The organism is Ensifer sp. SL37, assembly GCF_026672675.1.
Lineage (GTDB): Bacteria > Pseudomonadota > Alphaproteobacteria > Rhizobiales > Rhizobiaceae > Ensifer > Ensifer adhaerens.
The window spans coordinates 1,637,133-1,658,020 of the sequence record NZ_JAPPRN010000001.1; the positions used below are offsets into that span (position 1 = coordinate 1,637,133).

Here is a 20,888-nt window from a genome sequence, read left to right on the forward strand (position 1 = left end):
CTCTGTCCGTTTCCCTTTGGTCCGAAGGCTGGCGCCTCTTCTTTTCAAAAGAGGCGCCGAAGCCAGTTATGCGGCGCGGATGCGGCCTTCGTGAGACAGGACCATGTCCTTGACCGAGGCATAGACCGCGTCGCCGAGATCGGAACGCGCCAGCGCGAAGGCGACATTGGCCGCGATGAAGCCTTCCTTGGAGCCGCAGTCGAACGTGCGCCCATCATAGGGATGAGCGTGAAACGCTTGATTTTGCGAGAGTTTCAGCATGCCGTCGGTTAGCTGGATCTCGTTTCCGGCGCCGCGCGGCTGATGGGCGAGTATGTCGAAGATCTGCGGCTGCAGGATGTAACGACCATTCAGATAAAAATTGGACGGGGCTTCGCCCATAAGCGGTTTTTCGACCATTTGGGTGACTTCGAAGCCATAGGGGACGGCCGCACCCTTGCCGACGATGCCATATTTCGAGGCATCTTCCGGAGCGCATTGCTCGACGCCGACAACGTTGCCGCCGGTCTGACGGTAGAGGTCGACAAGACCGGCCATGCAGCCGCGTCCGCCGTGGCAGAGCATGTCCGGCAGGAGCAGTGCAAAGGGCTCGTCGCCGATGAGATCGCGGGCGCACCAGACGGCATGGCCGAGGCCGAGCGGCGCTTGCTGGCGGGTAAAGCTGACGGAACCGGCGCGCGGCAGCATCTGCTCCAGTTCGGAAATCTGGGCGTTCTTACCGGAGCGGGTCAGCGACGAGATGAGTTCAGGCGTGTCGTCGAAGTGGTCTTCGATCGCCTGCTTGTTGCGGCTGGTCACAAAAACGATGTGCTCGATGCCCGCTTCACGGGCTTCATCGACCGCATATTGCACGACCGGACGATCGACGATCGTCAACATCTCCTTCGGTATCGCCTTCGTCGCGGGAAGAAACCGCGTTCCATTGCCGGCGACCGGGATCACAGCTTTCCTGACGGTCCTGATACGGTCCATGGTCTTATCCTTTACTTACGTGTGGGCTTTCGCCCGAGGTGGGTCGTTCGGCCGCCACCGTCGAGGTGGCAGGCTTCATGCGTGCGACTGGCGCAAAGAGCCGGCGCAATCGCACGGCGATCGGCATTCTGAGGTGCCGAAGCGCTCTGGGGTTGGTCAGAGCCACCTGGGTGGCTCCGGCCAACGATCTGGATTTCAGGTGTTCGACAAGGCGAAGGAAGGCGTGCGCCTCGACGAGGCTTTTGTCGCGCCGGCGCTGCATAGCCAGCGCCTCGGCATCGAGCGTGTGCCTGGCAAGGAATTCCCGGTCGGCCGTCATCATCGCGTCGATGTGGCGCAGTTCGAGCACGCGCGAAATCGAGCCCTCGCGGATGTGATAGCAATAGCCGGCCGAGGGATCGATGACGCATCGGCCGCCATGGGCAAGCGCCGAGGCGAGCAGGATGTAGTCCTCGCCGATGCGGATCGTTTCCTCGAAGCGCAAGCGATGTTCGTTCAGAAACCGGCGCTCAAAGATCGGCTTCATGTAGCCGAAATTGAAGGTGGAGCGGAAAAGCACGTTGGAACCGATGAAGGCCGCAAGCGTCAGCGTCCGACGGCGCTCAAGCTCGGCTTCGGGAAACATGCGCTCCAGCCGCCCATCGAGATTGAGGACGTCGATGTTGTCGACCACAATCGAAGCTTCGGTCGAGGAAGCAAGGCCGATCATGCGCGACAGCCGCTGAGGGCTAACCGTGTCGTCCGCGTCAAGAATGGCGATCCAGTCGCCACGGGCCGCTTCGAGACCGGCATTGCGCGCGCCGCCGGGCCCGCGGTTCTCGGCAAGTCGCAGCAGCCGCACGCGCGGATCAGCGAGTTCTTCGACGACCGCACAGGTCTCGTCCTTTGAGCAATCGTCGACGACGATCACCTCGACGTCGACGCCCGTCTGCGCAAGCGCACTGTCGATGGAGCGTCGGATCGTGTCGGCAGCATTATAGGCCGCGATGACGAAGCTGACGTCGGGGGCGCGTTGCGTCATCAAGCGGTCGCCGCTCCGTATTGCTGGAGTTCGCGCACACCAATGAGGCCGCTGACGACGCCCGCATGCATGATTGCGCGAAGCGCGTAGCGCGAGCGAGCGACCGGCGATCCGAGCAGCATAAGACTTGCGATGGCGCAATAGCCTGATTTCGCCGTCGCGCGGACGATTTCGGCAACTCGGCTGCCGGCTTGGCCCGGTTCACTCAAGAGCCGGCCATGGGTTTGGCCGGAACGGAAACGACGCTTTGCAAGCCAGGCAAGTCGCGCGCGTTTCTCCGGTACCGGTTCGAAGACCAGCGCATCGGGCGCATAGGCCAGACGCCCACCATCCGCATGCATGTGGCGGAAGAACTCCGTATCCTCACCGCCTGTCTGCCCGAGCGCCAGATTGAACCGCCTGTTGAAGACGACCGGGCGAGTGAGATCGATCAGAACATTGCAGGTGTAGCCCGTGCGGATCTCGCCATCGACCCAGACCGGCCGGGTTGAATGAAAATCGCCGCGGCGCATCCAGTTCGGGGCAGACAGCGTGTATTCGGCACGAACCGGGCCGAGCACGACATCGGCGCCGGTCGTTAGCGCGGTATCGAGCAATTGCACGAGCCAGGTCCTCGACACCGTCTCGTCGTCGTCGACGAAGGCGAGATAGTGCCCGGTGCTGTTGTCGAGACAGGCGTTGCGGGCGATGGAAATGTTCGACGCCGGGCAATGCACGTAGAGGATCTCGCAAGGCATGGTCGGGCGCATCTGGTTGACGAGCGCCTGCGCACTCGGCGTCACGTCATTGTCGGCGACGATAATGCGGATCGCCACATCGGCAGGCACGGTGATGAGCGCGAGAGAATGCAGGGTTTCTGCAAGCTCCGGCCGGCGAAACGTGCACACCGCTATGTCGATCTGTGTCCGGGCGACGGTGTTGGTCATGGTGCCACCCTCCGGTTGCGCGTGGTGAGCAATTCCCGCCAGAAGCCGGCCGACCAGGCAAAATGCATGACCATTGCCGAGATGGCCGCGAGCGGGCCGTAGGGGTTCTTCTGGCCGAGCGCCATCCACATGCCGTAGCCGATGCAGGCCACAGCCCAGAGCACGACCGGAACGACCGCAAGCCAGCTGACGACCGCGAGCAGCGCGCCGACAGCGACCGGAGCGACGGCAAGCGGCAGCAACTGCCTGAGGCTCGGCCAGGCGCGGTGCTTCAACACATTGCGCGCGCGTCCGCGCCCATAGGCGAAGTACTGGCGGAAGAGCGGCCCGACCTTGGCGCGGGGGTAGTAGACCATGCTGGTCCGGTCGGTCATCCAGATGCGATAGCCCGCCTGGCGGAAGCGATAGTCGAACTCCGCGTCTTCGTTGTGGCTGAAGATCTCGTCATACCCGCCGATCGCCTGGAAGGCGGAAATGCGCATCAGTGCATGGTGACCGTGATCGGCCCAGTGGCTCGCCGCGCCGAGACGGTGCTTGGCGCCGCCATTGCCGAGCTTGGAATTCTGGGCGTAGGCCGTGGCCTTCTGGAAGGGCGTGAAGCCAACCGTCTGCATGGCGACGACGACGGAGTCCGCGCCGGTCAGAAGAGCCTCCTCGACGAGGCGCTCGCAATAGTCATCCGGATAGGTGCCGTGCGCGTCGATGCGGATCATATAATCGAAATCGGTGCCATGGCGTGCGACGGCGAGATTGATCGCAGCACTCTGGATACGTTTCGGATTGTCGAGCACCAGCACGGCGGGATCCGCCTCGGCGAGGCGTGCCGCGATCTCACGGGTGCCGTCGGTGCTGCCGCCGTCGGCGATCAGGATGGCGCCGTTGAGGCGCCTTGCCGCGGGCAGCAAGGCTTCGGCGAGGCCCTGCAGATGTTCCGCCTCGTTGAGGCAGGGAATGACGATGAGGACACGTATGCTCATGACAATCCACCTTCGTTTTGGGGCGTTGAGGTGTTTTGATGTGCTTGCGGGAAGTCCAGCGCGATGCGCGGCGGAGCGGCGGACGTGACGGCCGACAGACGGCGCACGAGGCCCTCGCAATCGCTGCGATTGAAGATCCAGGTTTCCGGCGCGCAGGCCGCGATCCGCCGGGATGTGGCGTCGTAAATCTCGGAGGTCATCGACCCCATGAGTGCGGCAAGCGCGTCGGCATCAGCTTCTTCGATAAGCACGCCAAGGCCACGTATGGCCAGAAACCGTGCGGTCTCGGTGCCGCGAAGCGCAATCGGCACCCGCCCGAAGCGGCAGCCTTCATAGAGCCGGTTCGGGAGCAGCCATTTGGAGTTCTGACCTTCCTCGAAGAAGTCGATCGCCCAGGTGAAGTGCACGTCAGAGTAGATCGCGCCAAGCTCTTCCGGGCTGCGATAGGGGCCGTGGAACGTCATGAAAGGTTCGTTGCGGATGAAGCCGTCGAAGTCGTCGAACTCGCGATAGGCCGGCCGGCCGCGCAGCACGATCTCGAAGCGACCCTCCATGCGGCGCGAGAAGGCCGCCAGCAGCGCAAGTGATTTGCGGCAGCGAAGAGCACCGAACCAGCCAATCCGCCATGGGCCATGTGTCGGTGCGGCGGCAGCGGTCACCGATGGTCGCGCATCGGTTTCGTCGAGCTCGAGCACTTTGTTCTCAAGCATCATGGTCGGTGCCGAGATACCCGATAACGGGCGGAAATAGTTCTCGACGAAGGCGGGAGAACTGGTGATCAAAAGGCGCGCGTCACGGCCGAGCAGGCGCTCGCTTGTTCGCAACGCCTTGCCAGCGATGCCGGGGGAAAGGAGTAGGCGGTGAATGTCGAGGCATTCGTAGACGATTGGGACGTCGCCGCCGAAGAGGCTGACGGCCTTCCTGGCGATGGCCAGCATGTCGAGGTTGCGGGCTATGATCAGGTCTGGACGTTCGACGCCGCGCAGCGCCTGCTTCAGCGAGAGACAGCTCTTCGCGATCGCACCGACGCGCTGGACGAACCGGCCATCATGGGTGTTGCCGAGCTCGACAGGTACGATGCCCTCGATCGCCGCCAGCGGGTTTGCGTCGCGCCTGAACCCGGCGAGCGTCACCTTTGCGCCGCCGGTAAGCAACATCAGCACGCGTCGGCGAACGGCGGGGTCGGCAAGATCCTGGGCGAAGTAAAGTATCTGCAGCATGAACATCCAGTTTTCTGTCCGGCTGCGCCGGACATGGTTCAAATTTTGCGCCTTGCAGCGGCGAGAGCCACGCCCACCGGCGCGGCTCCCGATCGTCGGCTAGTTTATTTTGCAGGCAATCGACTCGGGGAACTGGCACTCGTCTCCCGGCGCGGTGAAAGCGACCCGGTCGACCTGCATCATCGAGGGACCCTTGTAGGCAAAGGCGCCCATCCAATCCGTCAGGGTATCGGTTCCCCAAAGGCTGAAGAAAATCTTTTGCGGATTGGGCGGGATCTTCGCTGGGTCGGTGACCTCGTGGACCAGTTCGCCATTTACGTAATAGCGAATACGCTCCTTCTCCCAGACGAAAGCGTAGTCGTTGAAGCCCTGGTTGGCGCCGCCCGGCACGTCGACCAGCTTCTCGTTGCCGCCCTTGGCGGAGACGTATTGATTGATCTGGACCTTTGCCGGGTTCTTGCCGAGCACTTCGAAATCGATCTCGTCATGCGGCTTCTTGTCGGCCGGCCCGATATAGGTGAAGAAGGCGGAGTTGAGCCCCGAGCCGTCGGCCGTCTTGATCCGCGCCTCGTAGGTGCCATAGCTGAAGCGCTTGCGGGTCTGGATTTCGCCGCAGGCGTAATTGCGCTCGCCGAGTTTTCCTTCAGCAAACGTCAGTTCGGCGATGCCGTTGACGACCTTCGCCTGTTTCTTCGACCAGGTGCAGTTCTGATGCGCGCCATTGTTCCAGCCGTCCGAGACGTACCAGACGGCGGTGTCGAGTGTATCGAAGTTGTCGATGAAAGACGCACCCGTCGTGGTCTCTTCGGCCAGGGCCGGACCGGCAACGCCGACGGCGACAAGGGTGAGCAGGGCGAGGCGGTGAGGTCGTTTCGATCTCATGGTCAGGTCCTTTGCTGGGGGGAGGGACCGGCGCGAACAGCCCCTGTCCGCGCACGCATGTCGCGGGCGGAGCCGGTCCGGCTGCCGGTGAGAATAGCGGTGAGGGCTGGCAGCCAGCGCGCGGAAAGAGCGTAGGCGCCGGCGAGGAAGGCGATCGTGATGAGCGGAACCGCGCAGTAAAACGCCGGGTAGTAGCCGATGTCCGAGCGGTTCCAGATCATCCAGAAGAGCACGAGTAGCGGAAAGTGCGTGCAGAAGATCCAGAAGCTGAGACCGCTGCCGCGCGAAAGCTGAGCGCCGATGTTGGTTCGCACGAGAAGTGCCGAAACCGCCCAGGAACCGACGATGCCGGAAATCGCAATCAGACTGCGCAGCATTTCGAGCCACACCGGAAAATTCGGGCCAAACTGATAGAGCAGGATGGACAGGAGCACGGCTGCGCTCAGGAACGCGATGGTAATCGGCCAGGAAAAGCGATCGAAGCTGCGGACATCGATGCGATGCAGGCTCATGTAGATGCCGGCGCTAAACCCGAAAAGGATCGACTTCTTCAAAAAGATGCCGTTCGGAACGGGCAGCACCGCATAGGCGAAGAGGACGGCGAGCGTCTGTGCCGGATAGCGCTTGATCAGCCAGGCGAGCGCTGGCGAAAGAACGATACAAAGCAGGAGATCGCGCAGAAAATAGAGCGGTAGATTGATCGGCAGATCCTCGAGCGCGAAGGCAAAGCTCAGCCACTCTCTGGGGCTGGCTCCGATGACCTCCGGCAAATAGCCCGAACTGATGTCCTTGCTCTGCGCGACGAAAACCAGCGCGAGAAACGCCAGGTTCCACAACAGGAATGGCAAAAGTACCGTGCGAGCCTTGGTCTTCAGCGTCCGGCCATAGTCGAAATTTTCGAGACCGCGACGGAATAGGAGATAACCGGAAATCGCGCTGAGGCAGGGGACGCCGACACGGAAGAGGCTGTCGCCCAGGAAAATGCGCAACCAGTCGATGCCGCCATAGGTGCCGACATACGGACTGGTCGCCGGATCATAAGGCACATGCACAAAGACAATGCCTGAGATCAGCACGATGCGCATCAGATTGATCCGCGAGGAGATATTCGCGTTCACATCAACGATATCCGTCACCCCCATCTGGCAGCGCGTTTAGAAGCGGCCGTTTCAACAGAGCAGACCAGAGCCCGCACCCAGAAGATTAGGCTCGGGCACGGATCAAAATATGGCGCCGCAGCAAACGAATCGGCCTTGGTTTGCTGCGGTGCAGCATTGGAATTTGCGGCAATACTAGGAAAATAGGCCTATCCCCGCACTTGGACTGGGAAAAAACCAAGACGTGGGCGTCAGTTGCGGAATATTAACGGCCGCTGATTTTCTGATGCTTCTGCTTGTTAAAGTGCATATGTAACGCCGAAAAGTTGTGCGCTTTTTCTTCTGTTTTTCAGTTGAGACAATGCCGCGGATCTCATTCCTCGCCGAAATGCGGCAAGGGTGGGGCAGTCTTTAGCGCTATTCCAGCCATTACTCGGCGGCGGCTGGTACAGAGCTCGAAGCACCACGGGAACGAACCATATCGGTGAGCTTTGCCAGCAGCGACCGTTCGGTAACGAGTACCAGCACCAGATAGATCAGGGCACCGATCGCGGCGCCAACAAGAACCTGGAGCACCGCGCTTGGAAGAAGCGTGCCGTAGTGGTCCAGCAGCAGCCTTACGACGACAGCCATGATGCAAGCCGAGACCAGCGGCCTCACCGAAATCAGGAACCCGCGCAGGAAGGGCAGCTGGTCGGCGCGAAAGACAACCCAGGAATAGCCGACAAGCGTCGCTAGGTTCACGAGGCAGAGGGCGATCATCGCTTCGACGAGCGATCCGCCGATCGCGGCATAGGCGACGGCGGCAGTGGTGGCGATTGCCCGGATCACCGCCCACCAGAAGAGGGTCGTGCCCTGGCCGATACCCTTGAGATAGGGAATGTAGGTGCTGCAGGGTGTCAGCAGGCCCTTCGACAGGGCGAGCAGGCCGAGCACCGGCCAGGCTGAGGCCCATTGCTGTCCGAAGAGCACGAGCATCGCCGGCTCGGCAAGCGCCCAGAGGCCGAACATCATCGGCGCGAGCAGCACGGTGGTGACCTGCGTGCTGAGCATCAGCGCTTGCGAGCGCCGCTGGCGATCCTCGCCCATATGGCTGAAGGCGGGGAAGAGAACGCCCATGACTGCTGAAAGGACGATCTGGTTCGGAATGCTGGAAAAGCGGTTCGCCGCCGAATAGGCGCCGGCATCCGAAAGGCCGAGATAACGGCTGATGACGACCATCGGCGATTGGAAGGTGACGAAGTTGGCGATCTCGGAGCCCATCATGCCAAAGCTGAAGCGGCAGAGCGAAAGTACGCGCCGTGCCGAGAACACGAAACGCGGGACATAGCCGGAGACGGCGTAGAGACCGGCCAAACGGATGAATGCAGAAACGAAAAGCTGCGCAAGCAGCGACCACACCCCAAAGCCGAGAAGCGCCGCCCCGACCGCGATGAGCGCGCCGAGGATTTCGGAGAGCATGGTCCAGACCGCGTCCTTGCTGAAATTCATCCGCCGGGCAAGCAGTGAATAGGCAACATCGCCGGCAAGCTGCAACGGGATGAGCAGGCTCATGATCTGGAGCAGATGGCTTGCCTCCGGCGCACCCAGCAGGCTCGCCAGCGGTCCGGCAAAGACGAAAAGCCCAACCGCCATCATCAGCGAAACCACCAGATTGGCCCAGAAAGCGGAGTGGATGAGTTCCATGTCCTCGTCGCGCTGGATGATCAGAGCGGAGGCAAGACCGGCGCCGCCGATCATCGCCAGAAACTGCACGACGGTGAGCGCGACGGCGACCGTTCCGAACTCCTCGGGCGTCAGGATACGGGCAAGAATCGGCACGGTGACAAACTTCAGCCCGAATGTGCCTGTCTTTGAAAGGACGCTCCAGCCGACGTTCCGAGTCACAGACTTGGCATTTACGTTTGAAGGCATGTGAGCATCCCGTGATGCCTTTGAAGGATTTCCGACAAAGGGCAAGCGCTAGATTTGAGGTCGCGACCCGGTGGGAGGAGACCACGAAATACTCTTTTAGAGAAACCGCAGGGGCGAAAAGATGGCGAAGCTGACTGTTATTATTCCCTACTACCAGAAGGAGTCGGGTATTCTTCGGCGCGCTCTCGCGTCCGTCTTTGCCCAAAGCTATCAAGACTTCCATGTCCTGGTGATAGACGATCAATCTCCCTACTCGATCGACGAGGAGTTGAGGCCGCTTGCCGATGGCGAGCGGGCGCGCGTGACGGTGATCCGGCAGGACAACAAGGGTCCAGGCGGCGCGCGCAACACCGGGCTCGACAACGTTCCGGCCGACGCCGCGTTCGCCGCGTTCCTCGATTCCGACGACATCTGGACCACCGATCATCTCCAGAATGCCGTCGACAGCATGAGCCGCTTTGGTGCCGACTGCTACTGGGCGTCGATAACAGGCGGCGAGGCCTTCTACTACCATTTCGGCATCGCCGATCTCGAGGCAAGCGATACGGTCGTGCGCTTGCAGGAAAGCCCGCTTGTCGTCGAAATTCCCGATCTTTCCAATGTCATGCTGCGGAACTGGAGCTTCCTGCACCTGTCTTGCATGGTGGTTGGTCGCCGGCTTTTCGAGACGGTGCGCTTTGATGCCGAGCTGCGTCTCGCGGCCGAGGACGTGCTGTTCTTCTGCGACTGCATTCTGGCGGCAAATCGTGTCGTGCTTTGCGATGCAGCCGGTGCCGTGCGCGGGGAGGGCATCAACATCTTCCACTCGATCGACAACGACTCGCCGCAATTCCTGCAGCAGCAGTTCAACACCTTTGTTGCCCTTGAGACGCTTGAGCACCGGCTTTCGCGCAAGCCATCGGCCGTCGCGTCGATCCAGTCCTACCAGCACACGGCCCGTCGTCAGGCGCTCTGGAGCCAGGCGCGCCGGCTGAAGCGGCGGAAGTCGCCGCAGTTTCGACTGCTGGCACGTTGGGTCCTGCGCGATCCCAAGCTGTTGCAAAGCGCATTCGAGCTTGCCGTCGGCAAGTTTTCCCGTTCACGCTGATCCGGACAGAAACTCCTTTTGGAGGAAGAACAAGCCCGCAACGCGCGGCATCGAACCTATCTCGCATTTGAAAGAAGGGACCGCCCATGAAGCCCTATTACTGGGAATCTCAGCACGGCAATTTCGGCGACGACCTCAACCTCTGGCTTTGGGATTTCCTACTGCCGGGTTTTCGCGATGTCCATGACGACATCCTCCTCGTCGGCGTCGGCACGGTGCTCAACCGCGCGCTTCTGCCTGATGGCGTCCGCAAGCTCGTTATCGGCAGCGGTTTCGGCTACGGCAGCTTGCCGGACATGCGGGATGCCGCCGAATGGGACCTTCGCTGCGTGCGCGGGCCGTTGACAGCCGAGAAGATCGGCCTTGCGCCGGAGCGCGGTATTGTCGATCCCGCGGTCATGGTCGCCGACATGCCGGAATTCCGGAACCTGCCTAAGCTATACAAGCGCAGTTTCATTCCCCATTGGGAAAGTGCGATCGCCGGTATGTGGCCCGTCACCTGCGGCACCGTCGGCATGCACTACATCGACCCGCGCGGCGAGGCCAAGAGCGTGATCCGCGAGATCGCGCAATCGGAGTTCATTGTCGCCGAATCGATGCATGGGGCGATTCTTGCCGATGCATTCCGCGTTCCCTGGGTGGCGGTGACGACGTCGGACAGCATCAACAGCTTCAAGTGGAACGACTGGGCAAAAACCGTCGGCGTCGAATACCGTCCCCGCCATGTTCCGGTCTCCAGCCGCACCGAAGCCATGATCAAGGGCGCACGTTTCTGGGGCATGGGCTTCGAGGCGCAGACCGTGCCGGAGGCTGCGAACCTGCGATCCGCCGACGGCGAGGTGATCGTCGCGGCCAGAGAACCGCGTCAGACGTTCTTGCGCAGCGCGGCCAAGCAGGTGCTTGCGGCGCCGTCGACGCTTGCACTTTGGCAGGCCACTCGCGCAGAGCCGCAATTGAGCAGCGACAGCCGGCTCGCCGAACGCAAGGAACGCTTCCAGGATGCGTTGGCCGCCGTACGGCGCGCCTACTTCTAGGACGTGACAAACGACGCTCCGGACGAGATGCCGGAGCGTATTCCGCTCGCGATGGTTCGACGTGGCGCCGACGCCGCAACGCGTGGTGCTAGCGCGCGTGCTCCGCGCCGATGGGCAGAAGGTAGCGCACTGCCGCGCCTCCGCCCGCCGGTGCCGCATCCTGGCGCGGCCTGAAGCGCTCCGTCTTGTCGGCGAAAATACCGGCGGTGACGGCCGGCGCGGCGCCCGGGCGCCGCATGAGGTAACCGATCGCAGCCATAGCACCGCGCTCTTTCTTGAGGTCGAGGAAGTGGCGGTGCTGGTAGCGGCCACGCACGTGACGCTCATGCCGTCGCACGGCAGCCGCTGCCTCACCGTCGAGGTCGTTTGCCGCGAGTATGACGCGGTCGGCCTCGTAGAGGCGCTTTAGATCCTCGGTCCGGTGGCTGCCGCTCAACGAATTGCCGCGCACGATCGCCGCATAGCCACAGCTTTGAATGACCTTGTAGCGTGCACCTTTGGCCAGTGCGCGAAGATAGAGGTCATAATCCTCCCCCAGACGAAGCGCCTCCTGATAGCGGATGCCATGCTTATCGAGGAAGCGGCGGCGCATCAGCGGCTTCAGGAAGCCGATCTCGCCACGTTTCACGCCCGGCTGCGAAATATTGCCCTCGACGAAATCAATGAGGCCGAGAAGGCGCGGCCGTGGCGGGAAGTCATCGACCCTTGGAGCCGCACCAGTCACTGCGGCCTCGCCCATGAAGGCGATATTGTCGGCGATGAAATCCCACTCCTCTACTGCGAGGAGCCTGCCGAGCCTGCCCGGTAGAAAGAAATCGTCGGCGTCGAGGATCGCCAGGACCGGGGCGCGGCTGATGGCAATCGCATGGTTGCGCGCTGCTGAAGGACCGCGATTGCTTTCAAAGCGTGCGATCGTCAGCCGTCCGCTGTGATCGTCGGCAGATCGCGCCGCGGCGACGGTCTGATCGGTGGAGCCGTCATCCACCACGATCACTTCGGCGGTTTCCTGTTCGGCCAGCGCCGACGCGACCGCGCGGGCGATGGTCGCCTCGGCATTCTTCGCAGCAATGATGACGCAGACATCTGTCCGGGCGACTGTGGTCATGGGGGCCTCCAGTATCGTGTCTCGCGGGCAGCGCGGCGCCTAGGGGCCAAGTGGACTGCACCAGTTCTCGATCGCTACATGACGCAGCCGGGTCATTGGCGACCGGCTAGATCATGCAGCCCGGCATGGAATCTTGCCGTAACGGGCCGCACCATGCAGGGCGATCATGTCGCAACCGCGTCAAAGGCGATTTTTTTGAAGAATGGCGAGGCAGGCTTGTCCGGCCGTGCGGTCAACGATTGAAGTGACCGGGCCGGTCCAGGCGGTGGCTATTGCTGCCCGGCTTGTCGTCATTGGCCGATTGCAGCACTTCAGCCGCTTTTTTTCCGCGCTCACGCGCCTTTCTCCAGATTAGGAAAACGACCGCGAGGAAATAGCCGATCTGAATGAGGACCGCACAGATCGCCGTCTGGATGAGCGTGGATGTGAGAGAGCCATTGAGGAAATAGGTGACGACAGCAAAAACCGTCAGGGCGCCGATCATACTCACGAAGACGCGTGGTGCGTACATGGTACTAGCTCGCAATCGGTTCTATCGCTGCAGACGTCATCGCAAAATCGGCCTTTCCTCTGCAAATGTTAATATATTGGCGACGGACATCGGCTGCAACCGGCAATAGCCGCCGCTTTGGTACATAGAAACAGGCAAATCTTTATGTCGCGTTTCGAGCAGCGTCGATCGAATCAAAAATCAGTTGATCAACCTCGAGCGCCATTGTGACGCGAGCCTGCGCTCGGCAGCTGATTTTCCACCTCCCGTCGGGAGAGGGTCTCCACGTCGCCCAATGGTTGCCGCCACACGCACGTGCTGATCAACTTTTATTACAAGTTTGAATGATGTTGCGAGTCTTTGTGTGCGCCGCGAAGACTTGGTGCGATGCAGCAAAATTTGGGAAATACGGAGGACCGATAATTTTGGAGCAGGGGAAATCACGCTCCCGAAGCTCAAAGAAAACATCGGCCTGCGAAGATATCGCCACTTCTCCGGAAATGTAATTTGGCTCGCCAGAAACAATACAGGAATACGTGCGAGGTGATACTGTTTCTCGCAATAATATAACAGCGCCTGTCACGAGAAATATTTCATATTCGAAAGTGGTGATATACGCATTTTGGCCCCTGCTCGGATACTCGCCTTTATTTCGCCTTCAAAAAGCAAATCCTTACCGGACGTTCATTATTCACGATGAGCGCGCCCCAGTGTGGGCTGTAGGCCCCCCTGGGGAGACCGACAAATCGCCAAACGTAAATGGAGTCACCTCTATGAAGTCTGCGACCAGATCGGCCAATTCGCCGTTTTTCAGTGCCGCAGAGTTTGCGGCAATCCCACCCGTGGGTGGCGTTTCGAAGCGTGGCTTCGACGTGCTTGCCGCTTCCCTCGCCCTGGTTGTCTTAAGCCCGCTGTTCCTGATGCTCATGGCGCTGGTCAAGTTTTCCGACGGCGGCAGCATCTTCTACGGCCACCGCCGCATCGGCCATAACGGCAAGTCGTTCCGTTGCCTTAAGTTCCGCACCATGCGCCCTGATGGGGACCGGATCCTGCAGGACTACCTCAAGGCCAATCCGGCCGCCTACGAGGAATGGCGCGCGACGCGCAAACTGCAGGACGACCCGCGTGTCACGGTCGTCGGCAGTGTCCTGCGCAAACTAAGCCTTGATGAACTGCCGCAGCTCGTCAACATCGTGCGCGGTGAAATGAGCATGGTTGGCCCGCGCCCGGTGGTGGAGGACGAACTGGAGCTCTACGACAGCGCCGCCGTCTACTACCTGCAATCCCGACCCGGTCTTACCGGCCTTTGGCAAATCAGCGGGCGCAACGACGTATCCTACGCAACCCGCATCGCGTTCGATACCCAGTACGTCCAGAACTGGTCGCTGCTGAAGGACTTCTCCATCGTTGTCAGAACCATACCCGCCGTTTGCCTTTCGCGCGGCAGCTACTGACGCAACAGCGCCTGGAAAGCCCGCGCGACCGGTCGCGGGAAGGCGCCTTCATTCGGGAAGCCCAAATGAGAGAACATCATCTGTCGGGAAAGTCGCGCATGCCGCGCACGCTACCCCGTTTCCTGCGCCGGGCGGTTCTCATCGCCGCGGCGCTCACTTGTGCTTTTCCGGCTTGGGCCGATGAGTATCAGCTCGGCACTATGGATAGGCTGAGAATTCGCGTGGCCGAATGGCAGACCGCGGAGGGGGCTGTCCGCGACTGGTCGGTCGTCAGCGGCGAGTACACCGTTGGTCCTTCGGGTGCGCTCTCCTTGCCCTTCATCGGCGACCTGCCGGCGGCGGGCAAGACGACGACCGAAGTTGGTGAAGCGATCGGCGAGAAGATGCAGACGCTCTTCGGTCTGCGCGATCGGCCTTCCGCCTCCGTCGAACTCGCGCAGTACCGCCCGGTTTATCTGGCGGGCGAGGTCCAGAAGCCCGGCGAATATCCTTTTGCCCCCAATCTGACGGTGCTGAAGGCCGTAAGCCTTGGCGGCGGATTGCGCCGTTCGGAAAGCGGCCAGCGCTTTGCGCGAGACTACATAAATGCGCATGGCGATTCGAGCGTCCAGACGTCCGAGCGCAACCGGCTGCTGATCCGTCGCGCCCGCCTTCAGGCTGAGATCGCCGAAAAGGATGGCATCGAACTGCCGAAGGACCTTCAGGGCGTTCCCGGTATCGACAAGCTTCTCGCAAACGAGACGGCGCTGATGGCCTCGCGTGACAGGAAGCAGAAGCTGCAACTGAAGTCGCTCGCCGATCTGAAGTCCCTGCTCGAAAGCGAAATCCAGTCGCTGGCAAAGAAGACGGAAACCCAGAACCGCCAGCTCGAGCTCGTCGTTGAAGACCGCGAGAAGGTCGAGAGCCTTGCCGAAAAGGGCCTGGCGCTCAGCCAGCGCAAGCTGTCCCTGGAGCAGCGCGTTGCCGAATTGCAGGCCGCTCTTCTCGACATCGACACAGCTTCTTTGAAGGCGAAACAGGACGTCAGCAAGGCGGGCCAGGACGAAACCAATCTTCGCAACGATTGGGACGCTCAGCTGGCGCAGGACCTGCAGAACACCGAGGCCGAACTCGACACGCTTTCGATCAAGCTCGGCACCAGCCGCGACCTGATGGCCGAAGCGCTGCTGCAATCAGCCGAAGCCGCACAGTCGAAAGACAATACGGCGGAGGCGACGATCGCCTATTCGATCATGCGCGAGCGCGACGGAAAGCCGACGGAGATCTCCGCCGACCAAAATACGCGTGTATTGCCCGGTGACGTGATCAAGGTCGAAGCCAACCTGGCAACGCAGTAGGAACCGCTGTGAAAATTTCGAAGGCGAGCCTGATTTCTTCCGATCGCAATGGTGTCTATGGCACTGTTGCGATCGCGCTATCGCTCTTCGTCTTCGCCTATTCCTCGCGCTTCGGACAGGCGTCGATCCTACTCTACTATGGCCTGTGGCTGCCGCTGGTGCTGGTCGATTACCGTCGTGTGCTCGGCAACTACGGAATCCGCCTCTGGATCTTAGGATTTGCGATCTTCGCCTGCCTGTCGGTCTTTTGGTCGGCGGCCCCCGGAATGACGGCGCGAACGGGGATACAGTATCTCTCCCACGTGATCTGCGCCCTGATTGCCATGCGGGTTGTCGACATCAGGACCCTGGTGCGCGGCGCGATTGCCGGAACCGGCGTCGTTCTCGTCTACTCACTGCTCTTCGGCGTCTACCACCTCGATCCTCTCGACGGCACTTACAGCTTCGTCGGCGCTTTCGCCTCGAAGAACCAACTGGGCTTCTACGCCTCGCTCGGCATCTATTTCGCCTTTGTCGCGCCGATCGCGCTTGGCGAACGCGGCCTGTGGTTCGCGGCATCCAGCCTGGTCGCGTTGCTGTCGGCCTATTCACTTTTTGCCTCGCAATCGGCGACGTCGGTGTTGACCACAGTGGTCATCCTCGGGCTGTGGCTGGGCATGCGGTTGGTCGGACTATTGTCGCCGGCACACCGCAAGGGGCTCTTCCTCGCCGCCGCCGTCTGTGGCGTCATGGTCGCCGTTGCGGCCATCTATGGTGGGGGCGTCGATCTTGTCCTCGGACTTTTCGGCAAGGATTCCACCCTAACCGGACGGACCTATCTGTGGCAGCAGGGCATCGAGGCGGCCATGTCCTCACCGCTGGTCGGTGTCGGCTATCAGGCCTATTGGGTCCAGGGCTTCTCGGAGCCCGAACGCCTGTGGGAAGAGTTCTATATTGCCACGCGCTCCGGCTTCCACTTCCACAACACCTTTATCGAAGCGATGGTGGAGACCGGCGCGATCGGGCTCGTGCTTCTGTCCGGCATCCTTCTGATAACCGTGCTCGGGCATACCAAGCGGTTGTTGACGCAGGATCATGACACGCAATCTTCCGTGCTCTTCGGCATAGCGCTGCTTCTGCTGGTGCGGTCCTTCGTCGAAATCGACATCATGAACCCCTATCACATCGGCTCGTTCCTGCTCTATTTCGCCGCCGGAAAGCTGACTTTACCGGAAGCGCGCACGCACCAGAGCGTCGAAGATCGTCCGGCGCCGGCCGTATCGGAGATCCCGCTACGACTGAGGTATCAATGATCAGCGCCCCGACGACGACGATCTACGGCATTCAGTATCTGCGGGCCGTCGCAGCGCTCGGGGTCGTCGTCTTTCATGCCGCCGAGCGCACCGGGCACCACTTCGCAATTGGTGCTGCCGGCGTCGATGTCTTCTTTGTCATCAGCGGCTTCATCATGTGGGTGATCAGCGAACGGCGGCCGGTGTCACCGCTCGCCTTCCTCCGTGATCGCATACAGAGGATCGCGCCGATCTACTGGCTCGCAACCGCGGTCATGGTCATCGGCGGCCTTGTTGGCCTGTTTCCCAATCTGGTCTTGAGCAACGCGCATGTGCTTTCCTCGCTGCTGTTCATTCCCATGCGATCGCCAAGCAGCGGCGAAATCTGGCCAGCGCTGGTGCAGGGGTGGACGCTGAACTACGAGATGTTCTTCTATGCGGTCTTCGCCTTGACACTGCTGTTGCCGCGGTCGAGGCGGCTGCCGGCGATCGCTGGCTGTTTCTCGGCGCTGGTTGCCATCGGCTTTGCCGTCGACAGCGACAACGCGCTCTTCGTCACCTATACGCGGCCGATTATTCTTGAATTTGTGGCAGGCATGATCGTCGCCGAGTTGTGGATGAGAGGCAGGGTGCCGGGCGCAATGTCCGGCCTTGTGCTTGTCGCCGGCGCGTTTTCAGGATTTGCGGCGGTCGCCGTGCTTCGCCTGCCTTTCGACGAATTCATCCTCGGGCCTTTGGCCGTCATGCTCGTCTTGGGAACGCTGGCGCTCGAAGCGCAGGGCTGGTTCCGCCCCAGCAGGCTGCCGATGATGCTCGGCGACGCATCCTACTCGATCTACCTCTGGCACACCTTTGCGATTTCGGTCGTGGTCAAGGCTTGTGGAATGATGGGTATAGGGCTGCTCACATCGGCGCTGCTGGCGGTCATTGCGGGGACCGCGCTCGGCGTTTTCGCCTATCTTCTGATCGAGAAGCCGCTGGCCACACGGCTGCGCTCGGGCTTTTTCTCAAGGCCGGTGCAGCACACGGCCTGACAAATCGGAGCCGTCTGGCGCGGCGATCACCGCCGCGCCAGACGTGGTCTGTATCTCAGGCGCCCTGATTACGACGGGAATGCCAGTTCCAGGCCGTGCGCGTGATGTCGGTGAGACCGTATTTCGGAACCCAGCCGAGAATGTCGCGCGCCTTGTCGTTGTTGGCGACCAGGGTGGTCGAATCCCCTTCGCGGCGGTCGACGAGATCGACCTGGAATTCGCGTCCCGAAACCTCGGAAATCGCCGTCAAGAGTTCCTTGACGGTCGTGCCGGTGCCTGTTCCGAGGTTGAGCTCGACGCTGTCGCCGCCCGAAAGCAGGTGTTCGACCGCGCGCACATGGGCGTCGGCAAGATCAAGCACGTGGATGTAGTCGCGCACGCAGGTGCCGTCGCGGGTGTCGTAGTCCGTGCCGAAGATCTTGAAACTCTGGCGTCGGCCGAGGGCCGCGTCGATGGCGAGCGGGATGGCATGCGTCTCCGGCTCGTGCCACTCGCCGATGCGGCCTTCCGGATCGGCGCCAGCGGCGTTGAAGTAGCGCAGGATCACCGAGCGCAGGCCCTTGTACTGCCCGTAGTCCTTCAGTGCCTGTTCGCACACCCATTTGGTCCGGCCGTAAGGGTTGATCGGCGCCTGGCGGTGCTGTTCGTCGATCGGCACGCTCTCCGGCAGGCCATAGGTGGCGCAGGTCGAAGAGAAGACGAACGCTTCGACGCCCGCGGCAAGGGCAGCCGAAAGCAAGGTCAGCGTGCCGATGACATTGTTGTCGTAGAAGGAAACCGGGTCTTTCACCGATTCACCCACCTCGATCATCGCGGCAAAATGCAGGATGGCGCGTGGCTTGTGACGGGCAAGGACTTCGTCGAGCCGCTTTCGGTCGCGGATATCACCCTTTTCCAGCACGCCCCATTTGACGAATTCTTCGTGGCCGTTCGAAAGGTTGTCGTAAACGACAGGCTCGAAACCCTTGTTGGCGAGTTCGAGGCACGTATGCGAGCCGATGTAGCCGGCACCGCCGACGACGAGGACTTTATTGCTTTCCATGATGCTTACGATCCTTGGGAGGTTCAGAGAAATTGCCAAGATTTTTCAACGGATGACGACAATGGTGTCAATGCCGCGCGCAATCAAGCACGTGTCCATGTCGCGTATGTGGCGGTGGTTACCAGCGGGCTTCTTTCCACACTTCCGTCGATCCCGGCCCTTCAAAATTGGTGGGAAAAATGCGGGAAGGGACAATTATCTCCCCGGCGACGTCGCGCTAGATGCTTCTTTCGGTTCGGGTAAAACATATAGCATATTAATTTACTAGATTTAATTGATTATGGCGGCCGCAGTCGTACCATAGCCTCCAGATTTCTGAAGGAAGGCTCTCATGACGACGAAACTGAAACGCTTGGCACTGACGCTCGCCACACTTGCGACCACTGGCCTGGCTCTGAGCGACGCGCAGGCGCAAGCGGCAGATCCGGTCAAGGGCGGTACGCTGATCTATCTTGAGCAGCAGGCCCATACGAACCTCTACCCGCCGGCCGGCGGCTTTTATCCGAACGGTGGCATCCTCAACCAGATCACCGACAAGCTGACCTATCAGAACCCGAAGACGCTGGAGATCGAGCCCTGGATCGCCGAGTCCTGGACGGTCAACGCGAATGCGACCGAATATACGTTCAAGATCCGTCCCGGCGTGACGTTCTCCGATGGTTCGCCGCTCGACGCGGCTGCGGTTGCCAAGAACTATGACGTCTTCGGCCTCGGCAACAAAGCCTTGAAGCAGCCGGTCTCCGAGGTCATCAACAACTACGAGCGCAGCGAAGTCGTCGATCCGCTGACGGTCAAATTCTACTTCAAGAAGCCGTCGCCGGGGTTCCTTCAGGGAACGTCCGTGATCGGTTCGGGCCTGGTCGCGGCAAGCACGCTGGCACTGCCCTTCGAAGAACTCGGCGACGCCACGAAAATCATCGGCTCCGGACCGTTTGTCGTTGAGAGCGAGACGATCGGCAAGGAACTGAACCTGAAGGCGCGCGACGAATACAATTGGGGCCCGGCCAAACTCGAACACCAGGGCCGCGCCTATCTCGACGGCATCAAGTACATCATCACCGGTGAAGACAGCGTGCGCATTGGTGCACTGCTCGCAGGGCAGGCGGATTTCATCCGCCAGGTCCAGGCCTATGACGAGGGCCAAGTCGAGGCGCAGGACTATCAGATCTACGCGCCTTCCACCCGCGGGGTGAACAACAGTGTCGTCTTCCGCCCAGACAACCCGTTGGTGTCCGACATCAGGGTGCGTCAGGCGCTGCTGCATGCGACCGACACCAAGGAAATCGTCACCACATTGTTTTCTGCCAATTATCCGCAGGCAACCTCGATCATCGCGTCGTCGGCCCTCGGCTACAAGGATATCTCGGCCAAGCTCGCTTTTGATCCGGCGAAGGCCAAGGCCCTGCTCGATGAAGCGGGCTGGTCGGTCGCCGCCAACGGTCTGCGCCAGAAGGACGGCAAGGAACTGGTGCTGACGGCTTATGAATCGCTGCCGCAGCCGCAGAACAAGGAAACGCTGCAACTGGTCGCGCAGCAGTGGGGAAAGGTGGGCGTCAAGCTGAGCGTTCTTGCCGGCGATAGCGGCAGCAAGACGGTGGATGATCTCGATCCGCTGAAGACGCCGGTGTCGCCTGCCATGGTCGGCCGTGCCGATCCCGATGTGATCAAGAGCCAGTACTATCCGAAGAACCGCGATGTGCTGCGCCAGAAGGGCGGGCTTAGCGACAAGGTCCAGAGCTTCGTCGATACCAAGCTGAATGGTCTGCTCGATGCGCTCGCGTCCGAGCCGGATCGCCAGAAGCGCCTCGCGATTGCCGGCGAGGTTCAGGATTACGTCGTCGATCAAGCCTATGCGATCCCGATCTTCGAGGAGCCGCAGGCCTATGCAGGTGCGCCCTACGTCCAGGGCGTGGCATTCGAGGCCGTCGGGCGTCCAAGCTTCTACAGCACCTGGCTTGCTGAACATTGATCGGTTCGACGGCCACCGCAACGTCGGTGGCCGTCGTCTCTGAAATCCGCCTGCGA

The 20,888-nt window shown here is 61.2% G+C and carries 18 protein-coding genes; 7 read left to right on the forward strand and 11 right to left on the reverse strand.

Going from position 1 to position 20,888, the window contains the following annotated elements; translation table 11 throughout:
* Positions 1-66 precede the first annotated feature (66 nt).
* The 8 genes from OVA00_RS07415 to OVA00_RS07450 form a co-directional block, all read right to left on the reverse strand.
* Complete coding sequence (locus tag OVA00_RS07415; protein WP_060521076.1) at positions 67-972, reverse strand: UTP--glucose-1-phosphate uridylyltransferase; 906 nt, start codon at positions 970-972, stop codon at positions 67-69.
* A 4-nt stretch (positions 973-976) separates the two neighbouring features.
* Positions 977-1,993: a glycosyltransferase family 2 protein gene (locus OVA00_RS07420; protein WP_268088463.1), complete on the reverse strand. Its 1,017-nt coding sequence runs from the start codon at positions 1,991-1,993 to the stop codon at positions 977-979.
* On the reverse strand, positions 1,993-2,919 hold the full coding sequence (locus OVA00_RS07425) for a glycosyltransferase (RefSeq protein WP_110819096.1): 927 nt from the start codon (positions 2,917-2,919) through the stop codon (positions 1,993-1,995). Before OVA00_RS07425 ends, OVA00_RS07420 begins: the two co-directional genes overlap by 1 nt.
* Entirely contained in the window at positions 2,916-3,896 is a 981-nt protein-coding gene (locus OVA00_RS07430; protein ID WP_090297203.1) for a glycosyltransferase family 2 protein, read from the reverse strand. Before OVA00_RS07430 ends, OVA00_RS07425 begins: the two co-directional genes overlap by 4 nt.
* Positions 3,893-5,116 carry a glycosyl transferase family 1 gene (locus OVA00_RS07435; RefSeq protein ID WP_268088464.1) on the reverse strand — a complete coding sequence of 408 codons (1,224 nt, stop codon included), beginning with the start codon at positions 5,114-5,116 and terminating at the stop codon, positions 3,893-3,895. Before OVA00_RS07435 ends, OVA00_RS07430 begins: the two co-directional genes overlap by 4 nt.
* 99 nt (positions 5,117-5,215) lie before the next feature.
* Positions 5,216-5,998, reverse strand: coding sequence for a glycoside hydrolase family 16 protein (locus OVA00_RS07440; RefSeq protein WP_442780450.1), 783 nt, complete (start codon positions 5,996-5,998; stop codon positions 5,216-5,218).
* Positions 5,999-6,000: 2 nt separating this feature from the next.
* Entirely contained in the window at positions 6,001-7,116 is a 1,116-nt protein-coding gene (locus tag OVA00_RS07445) for an acyltransferase family protein (RefSeq protein WP_090297405.1), read from the reverse strand.
* A gap of 408 nt (positions 7,117-7,524) precedes the next feature.
* The gene (locus tag OVA00_RS07450) at positions 7,525-9,009 is read right to left on the reverse strand and encodes a lipopolysaccharide biosynthesis protein (protein ID WP_268088465.1); all 1,485 of its coding nucleotides are present in this window, start codon (positions 9,007-9,009) and stop codon (positions 7,525-7,527) included.
* Positions 9,010-9,130: 121 nt separating this feature from the next.
* Here OVA00_RS07450 and OVA00_RS07455 point away from each other — a divergent pair, with 121 nt between their 5' ends.
* Positions 9,131-10,096 carry a glycosyltransferase family 2 protein gene (locus tag OVA00_RS07455; RefSeq protein WP_268088466.1) on the forward strand — a complete coding sequence of 322 codons (966 nt, stop codon included), beginning with the start codon at positions 9,131-9,133 and terminating at the stop codon, positions 10,094-10,096.
* A gap of 86 nt (positions 10,097-10,182) precedes the next feature.
* Positions 10,183-11,130, forward strand: a complete 948-nt coding sequence (locus tag OVA00_RS07460; protein WP_034797971.1) for a polysaccharide pyruvyl transferase family protein — start codon at positions 10,183-10,185, stop codon at positions 11,128-11,130.
* An 88-nt stretch (positions 11,131-11,218) separates the two neighbouring features.
* Here the strand turns inward: OVA00_RS07460 and OVA00_RS07465 are convergent, their stop codons facing one another.
* Both OVA00_RS07465 and OVA00_RS07470 read right to left on the reverse strand, forming a co-directional pair.
* Positions 11,219-12,235, reverse strand: a complete 1,017-nt coding sequence (locus tag OVA00_RS07465; RefSeq protein WP_060521084.1) for a glycosyltransferase family 2 protein — start codon at positions 12,233-12,235, stop codon at positions 11,219-11,221.
* A gap of 232 nt (positions 12,236-12,467) precedes the next feature.
* Positions 12,468-12,746 carry an exopolysaccharide production repressor protein gene (locus OVA00_RS07470; protein ID WP_060582949.1) on the reverse strand — a complete coding sequence of 93 codons (279 nt, stop codon included), beginning with the start codon at positions 12,744-12,746 and terminating at the stop codon, positions 12,468-12,470.
* 752 nt (positions 12,747-13,498) lie between these two features.
* Here OVA00_RS07470 and OVA00_RS07475 point away from each other — a divergent pair.
* The 4 genes from OVA00_RS07475 (at position 13,499) to OVA00_RS07490 (ending at position 17,821) form a co-directional block, all read left to right on the forward strand.
* Positions 13,499-14,179 carry a sugar transferase gene (locus OVA00_RS07475; RefSeq protein WP_268088467.1) on the forward strand — a complete coding sequence of 227 codons (681 nt, stop codon included), beginning with the start codon at positions 13,499-13,501 and terminating at the stop codon, positions 14,177-14,179.
* Positions 14,180-14,244: 65 nt separating this feature from the next.
* Positions 14,245-15,516: a polysaccharide biosynthesis/export family protein gene (locus tag OVA00_RS07480; protein WP_268088468.1), complete on the forward strand. Its 1,272-nt coding sequence runs from the start codon at positions 14,245-14,247 to the stop codon at positions 15,514-15,516.
* Positions 15,517-15,524: 8 nt separating this feature from the next.
* The gene (locus tag OVA00_RS07485; RefSeq protein WP_268088469.1) at positions 15,525-16,808 is read left to right on the forward strand and encodes an O-antigen ligase family protein; all 1,284 of its coding nucleotides are present in this window, start codon (positions 15,525-15,527) and stop codon (positions 16,806-16,808) included.
* Positions 16,805-17,821 (forward strand): acyltransferase family protein, encoded by a 1,017-nt coding sequence (locus tag OVA00_RS07490; RefSeq protein WP_252160600.1) that lies wholly within the window; start codon positions 16,805-16,807, stop codon positions 17,819-17,821. Before OVA00_RS07485 ends, OVA00_RS07490 begins: the two co-directional genes overlap by 4 nt.
* 55 nt (positions 17,822-17,876) lie before the next feature.
* On the opposite strand, the gene galE is transcribed toward OVA00_RS07490, so the two are convergent.
* Positions 17,877-18,863: a UDP-glucose 4-epimerase GalE gene (gene galE, locus OVA00_RS07495; RefSeq protein ID WP_077965108.1), complete on the reverse strand. Its 987-nt coding sequence runs from the start codon at positions 18,861-18,863 to the stop codon at positions 17,877-17,879.
* Positions 18,864-19,194: 331 nt separating this feature from the next.
* Here galE and OVA00_RS07500 point away from each other — a divergent pair, with 331 nt between their 5' ends.
* Positions 19,195-20,832, forward strand: a complete 1,638-nt coding sequence (locus OVA00_RS07500) for a TIGR04028 family ABC transporter substrate-binding protein (RefSeq protein WP_060529211.1) — start codon at positions 19,195-19,197, stop codon at positions 20,830-20,832.
* The last annotated feature ends 56 nt before the right edge of the window (positions 20,833-20,888 follow it).